General features: G+C 71.3%; 15 protein-coding genes. 1 reads left to right on the forward strand and 14 read right to left on the reverse strand.

All coding sequences use genetic code 11. The features are described from left to right. Positions 1 to 3: 3 nt before the first annotated feature. From ACGFNP_RS36525 to ACGFNP_RS36555, 7 genes are read right to left on the reverse strand one after another with little or no spacing between them, the layout of a single operon-like run. Positions 4 to 1,977, reverse strand: a complete 1,974-nt coding sequence (locus tag ACGFNP_RS36525; RefSeq protein WP_393326549.1) for an ABC transporter ATP-binding protein — start codon at positions 1,975 to 1,977, stop codon at positions 4 to 6. Then, entirely contained in the window at positions 1,974 to 3,689 is a 1,716-nt protein-coding gene (locus ACGFNP_RS36530) for an ABC transporter ATP-binding protein (RefSeq protein ID WP_393326551.1), read from the reverse strand. The genes ACGFNP_RS36525 and ACGFNP_RS36530 overlap by 4 nt, the downstream gene beginning before the upstream one ends. Before the next feature lie 53 nt (positions 3,690 to 3,742). Next, positions 3,743 to 4,012, reverse strand: a complete 270-nt coding sequence (locus ACGFNP_RS36535; protein ID WP_393326553.1) for an MbtH family protein — start codon at positions 4,010 to 4,012, stop codon at positions 3,743 to 3,745. After that, positions 3,961 to 4,866, reverse strand: a complete 906-nt coding sequence (locus ACGFNP_RS36540) for an ABC transporter ATP-binding protein (protein ID WP_393326556.1) — start codon at positions 4,864 to 4,866, stop codon at positions 3,961 to 3,963. The genes ACGFNP_RS36535 and ACGFNP_RS36540 overlap by 52 nt, the downstream gene beginning before the upstream one ends. 11 nt (positions 4,867 to 4,877) lie before the next feature. Continuing rightward, positions 4,878 to 5,924 carry a FecCD family ABC transporter permease gene (locus ACGFNP_RS36545; RefSeq protein ID WP_393326558.1) on the reverse strand — a complete coding sequence of 349 codons (1,047 nt, stop codon included), beginning with the start codon at positions 5,922 to 5,924 and terminating at the stop codon, positions 4,878 to 4,880. Then, entirely contained in the window at positions 5,921 to 6,937 is a 1,017-nt protein-coding gene (locus ACGFNP_RS36550) for an iron chelate uptake ABC transporter family permease subunit (RefSeq protein ID WP_358318007.1), read from the reverse strand. Before ACGFNP_RS36550 ends, ACGFNP_RS36545 begins: the two co-directional genes overlap by 4 nt. 41 nt (positions 6,938 to 6,978) lie before the next feature. Next, positions 6,979 to 8,304, reverse strand: a complete 1,326-nt coding sequence (locus ACGFNP_RS36555) for a lysine N(6)-hydroxylase/L-ornithine N(5)-oxygenase family protein (RefSeq protein WP_393326561.1) — start codon at positions 8,302 to 8,304, stop codon at positions 6,979 to 6,981. Between the two features lie 82 nt (positions 8,305 to 8,386). On the opposite strand from ACGFNP_RS36555, the gene ACGFNP_RS36560 reads away from it, so the two are divergent. Further along, a complete protein-coding gene (locus ACGFNP_RS36560) occupies positions 8,387 to 9,325 on the forward strand; it encodes a methionyl-tRNA formyltransferase (RefSeq protein ID WP_393326563.1) in 939 nt (312 codons plus the stop codon). Between the two features lie 4 nt (positions 9,326 to 9,329). Here ACGFNP_RS36560 and ACGFNP_RS36565 read toward each other — a convergent pair whose 3' ends face one another. From ACGFNP_RS36565 to ACGFNP_RS36595, 7 genes are all read right to left on the reverse strand, one after another. Next, on the reverse strand, positions 9,330 to 10,871 hold the full coding sequence (locus ACGFNP_RS36565) for an FGGY family carbohydrate kinase (RefSeq protein WP_393326566.1): 1,542 nt from the start codon (positions 10,869 to 10,871) through the stop codon (positions 9,330 to 9,332). Positions 10,872 to 10,916: 45 nt separating this feature from the next. Further along, positions 10,917 to 11,396 carry an RpiB/LacA/LacB family sugar-phosphate isomerase gene (locus tag ACGFNP_RS36570; RefSeq protein ID WP_358016500.1) on the reverse strand — a complete coding sequence of 160 codons (480 nt, stop codon included), beginning with the start codon at positions 11,394 to 11,396 and terminating at the stop codon, positions 10,917 to 10,919. A 49-nt stretch (positions 11,397 to 11,445) separates the two neighbouring features. Next, positions 11,446 to 13,191, reverse strand: coding sequence for a dihydroxyacetone kinase family protein (locus ACGFNP_RS36575; protein WP_393326570.1), 1,746 nt, complete (start codon positions 13,189 to 13,191; stop codon positions 11,446 to 11,448). After that, complete coding sequence (locus ACGFNP_RS36580; RefSeq protein ID WP_393326573.1) at positions 13,188 to 13,874, reverse strand: HAD family hydrolase; 687 nt, start codon at positions 13,872 to 13,874, stop codon at positions 13,188 to 13,190. Before ACGFNP_RS36580 ends, ACGFNP_RS36575 begins: the two co-directional genes overlap by 4 nt. Then, complete coding sequence (locus ACGFNP_RS36585; protein WP_358016491.1) at positions 13,871 to 14,635, reverse strand: DeoR/GlpR family DNA-binding transcription regulator; 765 nt, start codon at positions 14,633 to 14,635, stop codon at positions 13,871 to 13,873. Before ACGFNP_RS36585 ends, ACGFNP_RS36580 begins: the two co-directional genes overlap by 4 nt. 38 nt (positions 14,636 to 14,673) lie before the next feature. Continuing rightward, positions 14,674 to 16,389: a glycerol-3-phosphate dehydrogenase/oxidase gene (locus tag ACGFNP_RS36590; protein ID WP_393326576.1), complete on the reverse strand. Its 1,716-nt coding sequence runs from the start codon at positions 16,387 to 16,389 to the stop codon at positions 14,674 to 14,676. A gap of 102 nt (positions 16,390 to 16,491) precedes the next feature. Further along, the gene (locus ACGFNP_RS36595) at positions 16,492 to 17,478 is read right to left on the reverse strand and encodes a D-ribose ABC transporter substrate-binding protein (RefSeq protein WP_393326579.1); all 987 of its coding nucleotides are present in this window, start codon (positions 17,476 to 17,478) and stop codon (positions 16,492 to 16,494) included. Positions 17,479 to 17,512: the final 34 nt, after the last annotated feature.

Here is a 17,512-nt window from a genome sequence, read left to right on the forward strand (position 1 = left end):
AACTTAGGTTAGCCTAGCCTTACTTGATGGGGAAGTGGGGGTACGCGTCTCCCAGGCCCGCCACAGTTCGGCGTACCGGCCGCCGGCGGCGACCAGCTCGTGATGCGGCCCTTCCTCGAGGACCCGGCCGTGTTCGAGGACGATCACCCGGTCGGCCGAGGCCGCCTGGGTGAGACGGTGGGCGACGATCAGGGTGGTCCGTCCCCGGGTCGCCGCGGCGGCGGATTCCTCGATGTCACGGGCGCCCAGGCTGCCCGCCTCCGCCGTGGCCTCGTCGAGGACGGCGATCGCGGGGTCCACGAGGACCAGCCGGGCGAGCGCGAGCTGCTGGGCCTGGGCCGCGGTGAGCTCGTGACCGCCTTCGCCGACCACCGTGTCGAGGCCGTCGGGGAGGCCCTGGGCCCAGTCGAGGGCGCCGACGGTGGCCAGCGCCCGGGTGGCCTCGTCCGGGGAGGCTCCCGGCCGGGCCAGGCGCAGGTCCTCGATCAGCGGCCCGGCGAAGACGTGTGTCTCCTGGGTGACGATCGCCACCCGCTCGCGCAGGTCGGCCGGAGCGAGCTCCGCCAGCGGCACGCCGCCGACCCGCGCCTCGCCGTGACCGGGGCGCAGGATCCCGGCCGCGATCGCCGCGAGGGTGGACTTGCCCGCCCCCGTCGATCCGACCAGCGCCACCCGCGCGCCCGCCGCGACCCGGACGCTCACACCATCGAGCACATCGACCTGACCGTCATAGCTGAAGCGCACGCCGGACAACTCCAACGAACCGTCCACCGGCAGACGCGGCTCACCGGACAATTCCGGCGAGCCGTCCGCCGGCACGGGCGGCTCTCCGTCCAGGTCGCCGCCGGTGGCCGGGCGCGGTGTCGGGGTGAGCTCGACCACCCCGACGAGGCGGGCCAGGCTCGCGCCCGCCGCCTGTACCTCGTCGAAGGTGAACAGCAGCATCCCGATCGGGTTGAACAGGCGGTGGAAGAGGACCGCCGCCGCCGCGCTCTCGCCGACCGTGACCGACCCGCCACGCACCAGCAGGAACCCCGCTATCAGGATCGCGGCCAGGCCGAAGAACTCCGCCCGGTTGACCCGCCCGACAAAGCGGGTGAACAGCCTGAAGACCGACACCGAGATGTCCCGAGCCCGCCCGGAGGCGATCCCGATGTCGTGCAGGCGGGCCTGTTCCAGGCGGTAGGCGTGCACCGTACGGACGCCCTGCATGTTCTCGACCAAAAGCTGCGAGGAGTCCGCCACCGCCCGCCGCTCCCTGGCGTACTGGGGCGCCGCCTTCGGCAGGTACCACCGCAGAGCCATCGCGTACAACGGCACCGCGACCGCGCCGGCCAGCCCCAGCCGCCAGTCGATCCCGGCCATCGCCGCGACGCTCAGGACGCCCAGCAGGAACGCCGAGATCATCGTGGGGATCACGTCGGAGGCGGCCTTGCCGATCGACGCGGCGTCCGTGCCCACCCGCGAGAGCAGGTCGCCCTTGCCGGTACGCTCGAGCGTCGTGGCCGGCAAGGTCAGTGCCCGGGCCACGGTCGCCTCCCGCAGCACCGCGAGGATCTGCCCGCACAACCTGCCGATCAGGTACGTGGCCAGGCCGGTGGTCACGCCCCCGACCACGGCGGCGACAGTGATCACGATCGTGATGGGCACGATCGCGGAGCCAGGGGCGTGCTCCCGCACCCGGTCCACGAGCGCGCCCAGCGCGTAGGCCGGGACCACGGAGGCGACCGCCCCCACCAGGCCCACCAGCAGCGCGAAGGTGAGGTTCAGCCACCGGCCGCGCAGCTCCCGCCACAGCCACGACCACGTCAGTCGCGCGCCCGCGATCGGCAGCAGCTCACGGTCAGACGCTTCGGCGATCGACGGCGCCTCGCGGTCGAGCGAGCCGGCTGTCGGGAGCGGCCCACGGTCAGGCGCTCCGGTGATCGGCTCGCGGTCGAGTTCCGCGGCCGGGTTGTCGCCGTCTGGTCCGGTCATCTCAGTACCGCCCGGTTGTAGTTCCTGTCTGTCGCGGCCAGTTCGGCGTGGGCTCCTTCGGCGACCACCCGGCCGTCGTCGATGACGACGACCCGGTCCGTGACGGCCAGCATCGCGGGGCTGCTCGTGATCACGACGGTGGTGAACGGCCCTGTCTCGTCCGGTGGGTGCCGCAGCGCCCGTACGCCTTGGGCGATCGCGTGTTCGGTGACGGCGTCGACGGCCGTCGTCGGGTCGTGCAGGACGAGGATCGGTGGCCGGGCCATCAGCGCCCGGGCGAGGGCGACCCGTTGCCTCTGCCCGCCCGACAGGCTGGCACCCCGCTCGGTGACGAGGTGCTCCAGACCGTCGGGATGCGCGGAGAGCACCTGATCGGCCGCCGACGCGGCCAGGACCCCGGCCAGCACTTCCGCCGGACTTCCCGCCTGGCGCTCCGGCGGGTCCTCGGTCGGGTCCATCGGCGGTGCGCCGGCGGTGACGTTGTCTCTGATCGTGCCCGTGAACAGGTCCGTGTGGTGGGGTTCGACCAGCATCGTCCGGCGGAGCTGCGCCAGCCGGACGCGGGCCAGTTGCCGGTCGCCGACCAGGATCTGGCCGTCGTACTCCGCCGGCGCCACCCGCCCCGAGAGGATCTTGACCAGCGCCTCCCCGTCGGCGGCGCGGTGTGCCACCACGCCCACGAACTCGCCGGGACGCACGATCAGGTCCACCCCGTCGAGCGTGCCGTATTTGAGCGCGCGCACCTCCAGCTCGGGCGCTCCGTCGGGGGCGAGTTCCTCGACGCCCTCGGGCACCAGCGGGTCCGCGTCCAGGACGACGGCCACCCGATCGGCCGACGCCCGCGCCTCGGCGACCCAGCTCGGGACGATGGCCAGCAGCCCAATCGGCTCCATCAGGAACTGGGCGAGCCCGATGACGGTGATGAGCTCCCCGGCGCTGATCCGCCCGTTCAGCGCGAACCAGCCGGCCAGGATCGCGATGCCGCAGGCCAGCAGCGCCCCACAGACCGTCGAGGCGGCCACGTACACGCCCTGGGTGCGGGCCGCCCGGACGATGGCCCGCAGCGAACGCCCACTGACCTCCCGGTAACGCTGGGCGGCCGCCTCCTCGGCGCCGATGCCGCGCAGCGGGCGCAGGCCGCTGACCAGGTCGGTCGCCAGTGACGTGGCCTCGGCCGCGCGTTCCTGCTGCTCGGCCACCCGCTTGGTGATCAGCGGCGTACCCGCCTGCAGCGCGAGGAGCACCACGGGCGTTCCGACGAGGACGGCCAGCCCGAGCCGGACGTCGATCACGAGCAGCGCGACGGCGCTCACCACGGTGGCCGTCACCGCACCGGCGACGCGTGGTACATAGTCCAGCAGGTACGAGGTGTTGTCCGTGTCGGTGGTCGAGACGGTGAGCAGGTCGCCGGCCCGCTGGTCGGTACGGATGCCACGCGGATGCATGATCTTCGTGGCGACCTCGACCCGGAGCGTGTGGGCCTCCACCGCGATGGCGAGCATGAGCTGCCGGGCACCGAACCGGTACACCGTCGTCAGCACGCCGAACAGCACCCCCAGCGCCGCCACCCAGAGCACCAGGGCGCCGCCGTCGCCGGGGCCGATGGCCCGGTCGACGATGACCCCGATGAAGATCGGCACGAGTGACTCGCACACCTGGTGAAGGCTGATGAGACCGGTTCCCAGGCCCAGCCGCCGCCGGTTGCGGGTCACCGTACGCAGAAGGATGCGCCACCCCGTCCAGGGCCGCGCTGCCGCTGACGCGCTCAGCTGTCGTTCACCTGCACCGAAGCGGGGCCCGAAGCACGGGCCGAAGCATGGGCCATGCTTTCGCGCAGGCTCTTGGGACGCAGGTCCGTCCAGTTCTGGTCGACATAGTCGAGGCACTCCTGCCGCTTGCCCTGCCCGCCTTCACCGAAGACGATCCGCCAGCCGGCGGGCACCTCCTTGAAGGTCGGCCACAGGGAGTGCTGCTCCTCGTCGTTCACCAGGACGTAGAAGGTGCCGTTCTCGTCGTCGAAGGGGTTGTCGGACACTGTGCCTCCTCGGCATCGGGGATGGGTTGGGATCGCGGGATGACCAGGGGTGTGTGCGTCTCCGGGTCGTCGATGATCCGGCAGGGCAGGCCGAACACGTCCTCGATCAGCTCGGCGGTGATGATCGCCTTGGGGTCGCCTCGCGCCACGATCGAGCCCGCCTTCATGGCGATGATGTGGTCGGCGTACCGGCAGGCCTGGTTGAGGTCGTGCAGGACGGCCACGGTGGTGTTGCGGTGTTCGCGGTTCAGGCGCCGGCACAGTTCGAGCAGCTCGATCTGGTGGCCGATGTCGAGGAACGTGGTGGGCTCGTCGAGCAGCACGATCGGGGTCTGCTGGGCGAGCACCATCGCGACCCAGACCCGCTGGCGCTGCCCGCCGGACAGCGTGTCCACCAGCCGGCCCGACAGGTCGAGCACGCCGGTCGCCGTCATCGCGGCCACCACGGCGGCCTCGTCCTCGGCCGACCACTGCCTGATCAGCTTCTGGTAGGGGTACCGGCCGCGGGCCACCAGGTCGGCCGCGGTGATGCCGTCGGGCGCGATCGACGACTGCGGCAGCAGACCGAGCCGCCGGGCGACCTCCTTGGCCGGATAGGCGTGGATGTCCTTGCCGTCCAGCACCACCTGCCCGGCGTCCGGCTTGAGCAGCCGTGACAGCGCCCTGAGCAGCGTGGACTTGCCACACGCGTTCGGCCCGACGATCACGGTGAACCGCCCGTCGGGCACGTCCACGCTCAGGTGTTCGCTGATCGGCCGCCGGCCGTACCCCACGGTGATGTCCCGGGCGCTCAAGCGCGCCTCTGTGCTCGGCGTAAGCGCCGGTGTGCTCGGCGTGAGCGGTGTGCTCGGCATGACTCGCCTCCTCATCGGCTGCGCGCGTGCCTGGCCAGCAGCCATGCGAAGTAGACGCCACCCAGCGACACCGTGACGATGCCGACCGGGAGCTGGATGGGGGCGAAGGCCCGCTGCGCGAGCCAGTCGCTCGTGGCCAGCAGCAGCGCGCCCGTGACCGCGGACGGCACCAGCGCGATGCCGGCCGTACGCGTCAGCAGGCGGGCGAGCTGCGGGACGGCCAGCGCGACGAACGAGATCGGCCCGGCGGCCGCCGTCGCCACCGCCGTCAGCGCCACCCCGATGACGAGGTACACCAGGCGGGACCGCTCCGCGCGGACGCCGAGCGCCGCGGCGGCGTCGTCCCCCATCGCCAGCAGGGACAGGCGCGGCCCGAGTGCCATCAGGAGCGCGGTCAGCACCGCGACCGAGACGGCCACGGGCAGGACCTGGTCCCAGCCCAGGGTGTTCAGGCTGCCCTGTCCCCAGATCGCGGCCGCGACGGCGGTCTGCAGGTTCACCTTGATGACGAACCACTGGTTGGCCGCGCCGAGGACCGCGCCGACCGCGATCCCCACGATGATCAGCCGGAACCCCTGCACACCCTTCCGGTACGCCAGCAGGTAGACCACCGCGGCGGCGAGCAGGCCGCCTGCCAGCGCGCCCGCGGCCGTCTGGTAGTAGTCGCGGCCCACGAACATCATCGTGACGAGCACCCCGGTGTACGCCCCGGTGTTGAACCCGATCACGTCGGGGCTGCCCAGCGGATTACGCATCAACGACTGGAACACGGCACCGCTGAGCCCCAGGGCCGTCCCGATGATCAGGGACAGCAGCACCCGTGGCAGCCGCCACTCCACGACCACCAGCCGGGCGGGGCCCTGTTCACCGCCCAGCAGGACGCGGACCACCTCCCCCACGGGCACCTCGAACTCACCGGTGCCAAGTGCCAGCACGCCCACCGCGAGGGCGGCCACGCCCAGCACCGCGCAGATGATCCCGGTACGCACGCCGAGCCGCAGGGACAGCGCCGCGCCGCGCACGACCACGACCCGCCTGCCGAAGTCCAACCCGGTCATGGCCCGCTCACCGTTCTGCGGCGGATCAGCCAGATCAGCACCGGGGCGCCCACGAACGCCGTCACGATCCCCACCTGCAGCTCGGCCGGCCGGATCACCACCCGGCCGACGACGTCGGCGGCGAGCAGCAGAATCGGCGCGCAGACCACCGTGTAGGCGAAGATCCAGCGCTGGTCCGGCCCGACGATCCAGCGAGCGGCATGCGGCACCATCAGCCCCACGAACCCGATCGGCCCGACCGCCGCGGTCGCCGCGCCCGCCAGCAGGGTCACCGAGAGCATGGACAGGGCCCGTGCCCGGCCGATGTTCGTGCCCAGCGACCGGGCGAGATCGTCCCCCAGGGCGATGGCGTTGAGCGAACGCGCGACAACCAGCGCCAGGACCAGCCCCGCCACGACGAACGGCGCCACGGCTCCCGCGATCGACAGCGGCCGGCCCGTCAGGGTGCCGACGTCCCAGAACCGCAGGTAGTCGAACGCCCGCGGCTTCAGCAGCCGGATCCCGGCCGAGACGCCCTCCATGACCGCGCCGAGCGCCACCCCGGCGAGCGTCAGCTGGACCGGCGTCGCGCCCCTGCGCCCCGCCGAGCCCAGGGCGTACACCAGGACCATGGCCACGGCGCTCCCGAGGAAGGCGAACCACACGTACGACCAGATGCCGCTGAGCCCCAGCACCCCGATCGCGAAGACCACGAACAGGCCCGCGCCCGCGTTGATGCCGAGGATCTGGGTGTCGGCCAGCGGGTTCCGGGTCACGGCCTGGAGGACCGCGCCCGAGATGCCCAGCGCCGCGCCGACGAGCAGGCCCAGCGCGGTCCTGGGGACGCGCAGCTCGCGTACGAGTGCCTGGTCGTCGGTGTTGGTGAAGTGGGCGAAGGCGTTCCAGACCGTGGCCGGCGCGATGTTCTTGGTGCCGATCACGATGCTCAGGACGCAGGCGGCGGCCAGCAGCGCCACGCACACCGCCAGCCACGCGCTCCGGCCCGTGTTGGTCGCGGCGACGCCGCCGGTCACCGCCTGCTCCGCCTGTCCCGGACGTAAGCGCAGGGCTACCACTAGCTCGTGGCTCGTGCGCGACTGGCGAGCAGGGAGTCGCGGATCTCGCCGGCGCGGACGGCCGTTGTGGACAGCAGCGTGGAGGTGATGCCGTGGGTGTGCTCGCTGGCCCCCTGTACGTAGATGCCCGCGGACACGTGCCAGGGCACCTCGACCCGGTAGTCGCGGCCGATCCGTACCTCGTCCTCCTCGTCCCGCAGGCAGAGCTTGGCCGTCTCGCCGAGCACGGTGCCGAGGTCCTGGGGGCGGTAGCCGGTGGCGTGCACCAGGATGTCCGTGGCCAGCACCTCCCGCTCGCCGGTGGGCAGGTACTCCACCGTGACGTCCAGGCGGTCGCCGGCGACGCTGACGTCCCTGATGCGGGAGACCTTGAGGATGCGCAGGCGTTCGTTGCCCTGGACCTTCTCGCGGTACATGGTCGCGTACAGGGACTCGATGAGGTCCATGTCGACCACCGAGTAGTTGGTGCCGCGGTGGTATTCGTAGAGCGCCTGCTTGACCGGGGCCGGGGCCTGGAAGAAGGTGTCGACGGCTTCGGGGTCGAAGATCCGGTTCGCGAAGGGGCTGTCGTCGGCGGGGGTGTAGCCGTACTTGGCGAACACCGCGCACACCTCGGCCCCGGTGAAGGTCCGGTGGAGATAGTCGGCCGTCTCGGCCGCGCTCTGCCCGGCCCCGAGCACCAGGATCCGGCGCACCGGGACACCGGCCTCGGTGAGGGCGGCCACCCGCGGGATCAGCTCGCTGTTGTGCCACACCCGGTCCGACAGGGCGGCGCCCGGCGGCAGGTGCGGTTCGAGGCCGGTGGCGACGCAGATGTTGCGGGTGCGGCGGACGATGACGCGATCCGGGTCGGCGGGGTCGCGGCTGATCACGTCGAACAGGCGGACCTCGCCGTCCTCGGTGACGACCGGCTCGATGGACACGACCTCGGCGGAGTACTCGACCACGTCCCGCATCCGGGCCGCGGCCCACTCGAAGTAGCCGTGGAAGTCGATTCTTAACGGGAACAGCGTCTTGTGGTTGAGAAAGTCCACCAGCCTGCCGCGCTCCTTCAGGTAGCACAGGAAGCTGAAGTCGCTCGCCGGGTCACGCATGGTGACCAGGTCCTTCAGGAACGACACCTGCATGGTGGCGTCGTCGAGCAGCATCCCCCGGTGCCAGCCGAAGGCGGGCTGCTTCTCCAGGAACCCGGCGCGGAGCCGCTCCGCTTCCGGAACCCGTGCGTTGTGCTCGTCGACGGCTATGGCCAGCGCCAGGTTCGACGGCCCGAAACCTACGCCCAGGATGTCGTAGATGCTGTCCGGTCCACTCGGCAGTGTGTCCACCGCGGCATCGCCTCCCTCATCGTGGTCATAGTAGATAAGGTTAGGCTAACCTTTCAATAATCATGAAGGAGAGGGTGCGATCATGCGAGTGGTCATGTTCGGGTACCAGACCTGGGGTCATCGGACGCTGCGTGCCCTGCTCGACTCCGGGCATGACGTGATCCTCGCCGTCACCCATCCCAAGAGTGAGCACGCGTACGAGAAGATCTGGGACGACTCGGTCGCGGAGCTCGCGGCCGAGCATGACGTACCGGTGCTGCTGCGCAACCGGCCCGACGACGCCGGGCTCCTTCAGACGCTCAAGGACGCCGCGCCGGACATCATCGTCGCCAACAACTGGCGGACCTGGCTGCCGCCGGAGATCTTCGACCTGCCGCCGCACGGCACGCTCAACGTCCACGATTCGCTGCTTCCGGCGTACGCGGGCTTCTCCCCGCTGATCTGGGCGTTGATCAACGGAGAGAAGGAGGTCGGCGTCACCGCGCACCGCATGAACGCCGAGCTGGACGCGGGCGACATCCTGCTGCAACGGGCCGTGCCCGTGCAGGACGGCGACACCGCGACCGACCTCTTCCACCGGACGGTGGACCTGATCGAGCCGATCGTGCGGGAGTCGCTGGACCTGATCGCCTCCGGTCAGGCGCGGTGGGTCCCCCAGGACCGCGCCGAAGCCAGCTTCTTCCACAAACGGTCGGTCGAAGACGGCCGGATCGACTGGAACTGGCCGGCCGAGGACCTGGAGCGGCTGATCCGCGCCCAGTCGGACCCGTACCCGAACGCCTTCACCCACCATCGCGGTGAGCGGATCGAGATCCTGTCGGCCGCGGTGTCGCAGGCCCGCTACGGCGGCACCCCAGGACGGATCTTCATCCGGGAGGGGGACGGCGTGGCCATCGTCTCCGGCTCGGACGCCCGCAAGGGGCAGCGGCGCGGGCTGGTGGTGAGACGGTTGCGGACGCCGGACGGCGTCGAGCACGCGGCCACCGACTACTTCCGCACCATGGGTGGCTATCTCGGGTAGTCGCTCAGGCGAGAACGACTGGGCCGGGGTCCTCCCAGGGGACCGGGTCGGCCGCCTGGTATCGGGCCCGGGACACGGCCAGGCGGTCCCAGTTGTTCATCTCACCGTCGCGGATGGCCAGGAAGTCCCCGTACAGGTCGTCATACAGAGCGGACCGCCGCGCGTCGGGCTCGAAGACGTCGCGCGGCACCACGTGCCGTTCCACCGCGGCCCGCACGGAGGGCACGGCGCCGGAGGCGACGAGCGCGGTGACGAACGCCCCCTTGGCCCCGATCTCGGAGTCGGCGGACCGCATCGTGGGCACGCCGGTGATGTCGGCGAGCAACTGGCACCAGAAGTCACTGTTCGCCCCGCCACCCGTGATCCGCAGCTCCGTGGCGCGGGTGCCCGAGAACTCCAGGCATTCGCGCACGACATAGCTCATCCCTTCCAGCATGGCGCGGGCGATATGGGACCTGGTGTGCTCGAAGGAGAGCCCGCTCATCGAGCCGCGGGCCCGGGTGTCCCGGAACGGGGCGCGCTCGCCCGCGGGACTGAGGTACGGGTGGAAGAAGATGCCGCCCGCGCCGGGATCGGTGGTCTGCGCGAGGTCGGAGATCCAGTTGGGCTTGTCCAGGCCGATGAGCTTCATCCCCCAGCCGATGGCCTCCACCCCGGCCATGGCGGCGAGGGAGCGCAGGTATCCGCCCGGCGCTCCGGAGGGCAGGGTCATCCCGGCCGGCGTGCCAGAGGTGTCGACCGCGGCGACGGGTGTCCCGGTGGACAGGGTGGTCCCGAGGATCGTGCAGGTCTGTCCCGGTGTGACGGCCCCGATGCCGAGCGCCGTGGCCGGGATGTCGAACGGCGCCATGACCACCGGCAGCCCGGCCGGGAGCCGCAGCTCCGCCGCCGCCTGGGCCTGCAGCTCGCCGATCCGGTCGCCGTCGCCGCGGACGCCGGGCAGGAGGCGTTCGGCCCAAGGCATGCCGAGGAGGTCGAGAACCTCGGGCGAGTAGGTACGCCCGCGGATGTCGAGGAACGGCGAGGCGGCGTCGGACTCCTCGACCGCGTACTCGCCGGTGAGCCGCAGGAACAGCCAGCCGCCGCAGTACAGCGCCTTGTGAGACCCGTCGAGCCGCTGCCGGTCGTTGGCCCGCAACCACTTCAGGATGGCACCGGACGTGCCGGCGAAGCCGTAGTTGCCGTTGATCCGGAAGGCGTCGTCGAGCACCCCGCCGGCCTCCCAGCGGTCGATGATGTCACCGGCCCGCCCGTCGTTCCACAGAATGGCCGGCCCCGTGGGGCGGCCGTCGGGTCCCACCAGCCAGCATCCGTCCCCCTGCCCGGTGAACGCGAGCATCCGCACCGGCTCGCGGCAACCGTGGACGACGGACCGGACGGTGTACACGACCGCGTCCCAGACGCCGTACATGTCCTGCTCGCTGAAGCCCGGGGAAGGTCGCCGGACCTGCGTCGCCTGGCGGGCGACCTGCAGCTCGCGGCCCTCGTCGTCGAACATCACGGCCTTGACCATGGTGGTGCCCGCGTCGACGCACAGGATGGCCATGCTTCTCGCTCCTTCGTGACCGCGCCAATCTCCGGGGAGGGATCCCTAGCTCGCGGTGCGTTCCTCGTAGCGGGTGATGACCACGACCTTCTCATTCGACGGGGAGGAGCTGTCGAACTCGTAGCCGAGCCACTCCTTGACCAGGCGGCGGGCCAGCTCGGGCCCGATCACGCGCTGGCCGAGCGTGAGCACCTGGCAGTCGTTGGACAGGATCGACCGCTCGGCGCTGAAGGAGTCGTGAGCGACCGTGGCGCGCACGCCGGGCACCTTGTTGGCGCTGATGGCCATGCCGATGCCGGTGCCGCAGATCAGCACACCCCTGTCGATCTCCCCCGCCGCGACGAGCTCGGCGAGCCTGATCCCGACCTCGCCGTAGGACTCGCTCTCCGGATCCGACGCGGGGACACCGAGGTCGCGGACCGACTCCACGCGGTCGTCGGCCCGCAGGTCCGCGAGGATCATCTCCTTGTAGGCGAGCCCGGCGACGTCACAACCGATCGCCATCCGCCAGCGCTTGGAAACCATGGACAGTCGTCTCCTTCGTACGTTCCTTCAGTCGGGCCTTCGGGCGGCGTCAGCCGCGGTGCCGGGCGAGTACGTCGCCGACGGCTGTGAGGATGAGGCCCATAGAGGTCGCGCCGGCGTCCGGGGACCCGACACTGCGTTTGGCCAGGGGCCGGGCCCGGCCGATCCTGGGCACGAGCCGCGAGGTGGCGGCGGCCGCCTCGACCGCGGACCGGGCCGCGGCGGCCCAGGCGTCGGCGAGCGCGGCGCCCGCGGCGAGGTTGGCGTCGAGGGCGTCGACGAACGGGAAGAGCGCGTCGAGCATGGTCTTGTCGCCGAGTTCGGCGCCGCCGAAATCCTTCATCGCCGCCGCGCCCCGCCGCACGGCCCGCGCGAGCCGGGCCGGGTCGACGGGCTCGACGTCGCCGAGGGACTCCCCGATCGTGCGCAGGAACAGGCTCCACAGCACCCCGGAGGTGCCACCTGCCCGGTCACCGAAGGCGCTCGCGGCGGCGGCGAGCACGGTCTCGACGCCTCCCCTGGCCGCCTCGGCGGCTGACTGGGCGGCGCGCGACCCGCGAACCATGCCGGAGCCATGGTCGCCGTCGCCGGCGACCGCGTCGATCCGCGCCAGTTCGTCCTCGTGCTCGACCACGACGGCGGTCATCGCGCGGAGCGCGTCCCGGACGACGGCGGCGGCGCACTCCGACTCGGGGCCGGCCTGCTCGGCGGCGCCCGCCACGGCGGCCTGTCCCGGGGGCACGTAGCGTTCGAAGGTCTCGCTGCGTTCCAAGACCTCGGCGCGTTCGAAGGCGTGGACACCGCCCCGGCGGAAGGCGGGTGTCTGTGCCGGGGCCCGCCAGAGCTCGTCCAGCTCGTCGTCCAGCCAGGTGATCGAGAGCGAGCAGCCCGCCATGTCCAGGCTCGTGACCAGCTCGCCGACCTCCGGCATGACCGGCTCGACGCCGGCGTCGGCGAGCAGCGGCCACACGTTGCTCCAGAGCAGGAACAGCTCCTCGTACTTGGTGGCCCCGAGGCCGTTGAGGAGCACGGCGGCGCGACGGGCGCCCGCCGGACGTTCGGCGAGGAGCGGCTCCACCAGCGCGGCGGCGATCTTCGACGCGGGCATCCAGGCATCGGATCGGACGCCGGGCTCGCCGTGGATGCCCAGCCCGAAGTCCATCGTCCGCTCGGCCACGGCGAACAGCGGGCCGGACTGCCCCGGGAACGTACAGCCGGCGAAGGCGACACCGAACGAGAACGTACGGGCGTTGGCCGCGCGCATGATCCGCTCCACCGTGTCGAGATCGTCGCCGCGCTCCGCGGCGGCACCTCCGGCCTTGTAGACGGTGAACGTGCCGGCGATGCCGCGCCGCTTGTCCATCTCGGCGGCGGTGGCGGAGGCGATGTCGTCGGTCACGTACACGATGCGGACGTCGACGCCCTCCGCGCGCAGGCGATCGGCGGCGGCGGCGAAGTTCAGCCGGTCACCGGCGTAGTTGCCGAAGGCCAGAACCAGTCCGGCGCCGCCGTGCGCGGCGCGCGCGACCCGGTAGACCTGCTCGGCCGAGGGCGAGGTGAAGACGTCACCGAGCACGGCTCCGTCGGCGAACCCGACGCCGGTCACCCCCGAGTAGGACGGATAATGACCCGATCCACCGCCGACGACCAGGCTGACCTTGCCCGCGCGCGGGCCGCCGGACCGGATGAAACCGGAGGCTCCGGGCACCTGGCGGACGTAGTCCGGGTAGGCGAGGGCGAACCCGTTGATGACCTCGTTCTTGAAGTCGGCGGGATCGTTGAAGATCTTGGTCACGGGCGTACTCCCTCCGGCAGCTGCGCGAGGATGAACTCACGCGCATCGACGTGATCGGCGGCAAGGTGGTCCGCCAGCGCCGCCGCATCCGGTTTGGGCGGGTAGGTGGCGTTCGGAATCCCGACGACGAGCAGGCCGGCGGCGTACGCGGCCCGGATGCCGTTGCTGGAGTCCTCCACGGCGAGGCCGTTGCCGGGGCTGATCCCGAGCAGGGCGACGGCCTCGAGGTAGACGTCGGGACTCGGCTTGCCGCGAGGCACCTCCTCACTCGACACGGTGGCGGTGAACAGGCCGGCCAGGTCGTGATGGTGGAGCACCGCGTCGATGGCCCGGCGGGCGGCCGACGAGGCCAGCGCGATGGGGACGCGGGCGCTCACGCTGGTGACCAGCTCTTTCGCGCCGGGGAGAAGTTCGGCCTCACCGCGCCGGATGCGGCTGACCAGCCCGTCCACGCAGTAGTCGCGGGCCACGTCCGCGTCGCCGGGGGCGCCGACGTGGTGGGCGAGGTAGCCGGCCCACTCGATCGAGCTCATGCCCTGGACGGCCAGGGTGTCGGACAGCTCCCACGGGCGCCCTCGAGATTCGGAGAAGTCGCGCCAGACCTCCTCCCAGAGGTGCTCGCTCTCGATGATCACACCATCCAGATCGAAGACGACCCCCTCGATGGTCTGGGCGTGGGTCATGAGGCCACCTCCACGGTCGCTCCGGCCGCCTCAAGGGCTTCGAGCGCCTGCGGGCTCGCCTCGGAGTCGGTGATCACTAGATCGAAGACGGACAGGGGAGCCAGCCCGTGCAGCGCGGTCTTGTCCAGCTTGCTGCTGTCCACCAGCAGGTAGCGCACGGAGGCGGACCCGATCATCGCCCGCTTGAACGCCACGATGCGCTCCTCCTGGTGGTAGGCGTGACCGGCCGCGACGGCCGAGGTGGACATGAACAGCACGTCGGCGTGAATGGCCTTGATGACCTCGATGGCGTGCATGCCCTGGAAGGAGTCGTGCAGTGGGTCATAGTCGCCGCCGATCCCGATGACGCGGATGTCCGGCAGGGCGGTCAGCTCCTTGAGCGCGGCCATGAAGTTCGTGGCGACGTGCAGCGGCGCGTACTCCGCGAGGCCGGGGACCATGTGCAGGACAGTCGTCGAGTCGTCGAGCATCACGGACATGCCGGGTTCGACGTGGCGCAGCGCCGCCTGGGCGATCCGGCGCTTGTGCTCGATGGCGGTCGCGTGCCGGAACGCCACGCGGGCCTCGAACACCCCGCTCGGCAGGGCGGTCGCGACGCCGCGCGCCTTGCGCAGGACGCCCTGCCGCTCGAGCTCGTCGAGGTCACGGTGAATCGTCATGACGCTGACGCCGAACATCTCCGCGAGTTCCTGCGCCGTCATCGACCCCTCCCCCAGGATGAGGTCGGCGATCTGGTTCTGACGAGCCTTGTTCTTTCGCACGGGGGCTCTTTCGGCGTCGGGGACAGTTTCAAGATTCGTCATAGTCGATCACCGTCGGCCACGCGAAGCCGGGGGTCTCTGACGATCTCGCGGGCGGCCACGGCCGACTCGTCGTCGGGGAGCCGCTGGGCGGCCAGTTCCGCCTCGAGCCGGGCGAGGTAGAAGCCGAGCTCCTTCCGCACCCGCTCGGCATCCCAGCCGAGCGCCGTGCCGATCACCGGGGCGACCGCGCGCGCGGCGGCGGCACCCCGATCGTGCGTCTCGATCGCGATGTGGGTACGGCGGGTCAGAACGTCGTCGAGGTGGAGCGCGCCCTCGTGCGTCACGGCGTAGACCGCCTCGGCGAGCAGGTAGTCCGGCGCGCCGTCGATGGGCCGCCCGAGTTCGGGCCGTTCGACGATCATGGCGATCAGGTCCTCGGTCAGCGAGCCGTAGCGACCGAGGAGGTGATCGGTCTGCTCCGGGGTGAGACCCACGGACGCGGCGAGGCCGGCCGCGCGCGCCCTGGTCTCGGCGTAGCCGAGGGCGCCGATCAGGGGGACGCTCTGGGTCCGCGACGAGGGCGTCTCGCGGCCGAGTCCCTTCACCGCCTCGTCGATCGCGTCCTTGGCCATGATCCGGTAAGTGGTGTACTTGCCGCCCGCGATCGTGGTGAACCCCGGGACGGAGGTCTCCACCGCGTGCTCCCGGCTGAGCCTGCTGGTCGTGCCGGCCTCGCCGTGGATGAGGGGGCGGAGCCCGGCGAAGACGCCGTCGACGTCGTCCCGGCCGAGCTCGGTCTCCAGCACGGCGTTCACGTTGCGCAGCAGGTAGTCGATGTCGGTCGAGGTCGCCGCCGGATGGTCGAGCCCGGCCGTCCACGCCGTGTCCGTGGTGCCGATCAGCCAATGGCGGCCCCAGCTCCGTACGAACAGGACGCTGTCCTCGGCGCGGACGAAGAGCGAGACGTCGCTGCGGATCCGCTCCCGCGGCACCATGATGTGGACGCCCTTGGACGCTTTCACGCTGAAGCCGGGCCTGCCTCCCGCGAGCCTGGCCAGCCCGTCCGTCCAGACGCCTGCGGCGTTGACCACGTGCCTGGCGCGGATGGTGAAGGTCTCTCCGGTCTCCAGGTCCTGTGCCTCCGCGCCGTGGACGGCGCCACCGGACCTGGTCAGCCCGACGACCTTGACGGCGGAGGCGACCTCCGCGCCGTGAGCCGCCGCGGTGCGGACGAGTTCCAGGGTGTGGCGCGAGTCGTCGACCTGGGTGTCGTAGAACGTGATCGCGCCGATCAGCCCGCTCTGCTTGACACCGGGCGCGAGGCGCCGCACCGCGCCGCGGGACAGGTGCCGGTGGCGGGGAACGGCGCCGGCGCCGCCCAGGGTGTCGTAGAGCAGGAGGCCCGCGCCCACGTAGGCGCGCTCCCAGAGCCGCCGGCGGAGCGGGTAGAGGAAGCGGATGGGCTTCACGAGGTGCGGCGCGATGTCCTTCAGGAGCAGCCTGCGCTCGCGCAGCGACTCGCGGACGAGGCCGAAGTCGAACCGCTCGAGGTAGCGGAGGCCGCCGTGAATGAGCTTGCCCGATCGGCTGGACGTGCCGGCCGCGTAGTCACGCATCTCGACGAGGGCGACGGCCAGCCCGCGGGTGGCCGCGTCCAGGGCGGCCCCGGCTCCGGTGACGCCGCCGCCTATGACGAGGACGTCGTACTCCGTGCGGGCGAGTCGGGCCAGCGCTTCCGCGCGCCCCGCCGGGCTGAGCTGGCCGTTCGGCATGCGCTATCGGGCCCTTTCTGGCAGATGGTAGGGATGCTGGGTTCCAGGCTCGTCATACGCCCGGGGAGCGGGTGCCCGCTCCCCGGCCGGGATTACCCCCGCTCACTTGTCCATGACGAACGGCGCCTGGTACTTGTCGACGTTGTCCTTGGTGATGAGCACGCAGTCGATGCTCTGCTTCTCGTCGGCGACGCCGGTCTTGCCGCTCTTGAGGTACTCGACGGCCTGGGCGACGGCGTTCGTCGTCCCCTGGACGATGGGCTGGAGCACCGTGGCCACCATGGTCCCGGAGCGCACCGCCTCGACCGCGTCGGCGTTCCCGTCGAAGCCGAGCACCTTCACCTTGTTGATCTTCTTGGCGTCGGTGAGGGCCTCGATCGCGCCGAGGGCCATCTCGTCGTTGCCGGCGATGACGCCGGTGATGTCCGGGTGGGCGGCCAGGAGGCCCTCCATCTTGTCCTTGCCCTGGGCGCGGTCCCAGTTCGCGGTCTCCTGGCCGACCTTCTTGAGGTCGGGGTAGGCGGAGATGACGGCCGCGTAACCGTCGGAGCGCACCTTGGCGTTGTTGTCGGTCGGGTTGCCGAACAGCTCGACGTACTTGCCCTTGCCGTCCATCGCCTTCACCCAGGCCTCGGCTCCGATCGTGGCGCCCTGGGCGTTGTTGGAGATGATCTGCGACTTGGCGATCCCCTGCTTGGAGATCTCGGCGTTCACCAGCAGCACCGGGATGCCGGCGTCGGTCGCCTTCTGGACGGCGGCCACGGACTCGTCGGCACCGGCCGGGTCGAGGATGATGGCCTTGACCTTGTTGCTGATGGCGGTGTCGATCAGCTGGTTCTGCTTGTCGGGATCGGCCCCGTGGGCGTTGACCGTGGCCTGGAAGCCGGCCTTCTCGATCTCGGCCTTGGCGGTGTTCGCCTCCGCCTGCCAGTAGGAGTTGGCCAGGTCCACCGTGATGACGGCGATGGTGCCGCCCTGGGCTGCGGCGGCCGAGGCGGGTGCGGCGCTCTTGGCGGAGCTCGAGGCGGAATCGGAGCCTGAGGAGCCGCAGGCGGCGAGGCCGAGTGCCATCACACCCGTCGCTGCCATGGCGGCGATCTTTCGGAACATGTGGAGCCTTTCG

It is taken from the genome of Nonomuraea sp. NPDC049269, assembly GCF_043197155.1.
GTDB lineage: Bacteria > Actinomycetota > Actinomycetes > Streptosporangiales > Streptosporangiaceae > Nonomuraea.

Bases quoted from the DNA above. Each gene is read 5' to 3' on its own strand.
- ACGFNP_RS36525 (WP_393326549.1), bottom strand. From the start codon at position 1,977: ATGACCGGACCAGACGGCGACAACCCGGCCGCGGAACTCGACCGCGAG.
- ACGFNP_RS36540 (WP_393326556.1), bottom strand. From the start codon at position 4,866: ATGCCGAGCACACCGCTCACGCCGAGCACACCGGCGCTTACGCCGAGC.
- ACGFNP_RS36545 (WP_393326558.1), bottom strand. From the start codon at position 5,924: ATGACCGGGTTGGACTTCGGCAGGCGGGTCGTGGTCGTGCGCGGCGCG.
- ACGFNP_RS36560 (WP_393326563.1), top strand. From the start codon at position 8,387: ATGCGAGTGGTCATGTTCGGGTACCAGACCTGGGGTCATCGGACGCTG.
- ACGFNP_RS36565 (WP_393326566.1), bottom strand. From the start codon at position 10,871: ATGGCCATCCTGTGCGTCGACGCGGGCACCACCATGGTCAAGGCCGTG.
- ACGFNP_RS36570 (WP_358016500.1), bottom strand. From the start codon at position 11,396: ATGGTTTCCAAGCGCTGGCGGATGGCGATCGGTTGTGACGTCGCCGGG.
- ACGFNP_RS36580 (WP_393326573.1), bottom strand. From the start codon at position 13,874: ATGACCCACGCCCAGACCATCGAGGGGGTCGTCTTCGATCTGGATGGT.
- ACGFNP_RS36590 (WP_393326576.1), bottom strand. From the start codon at position 16,389: ATGCCGAACGGCCAGCTCAGCCCGGCGGGGCGCGCGGAAGCGCTGGCC.
- ACGFNP_RS36595 (WP_393326579.1), bottom strand. From the start codon at position 17,478: ATGGCAGCGACGGGTGTGATGGCACTCGGCCTCGCCGCCTGCGGCTCC.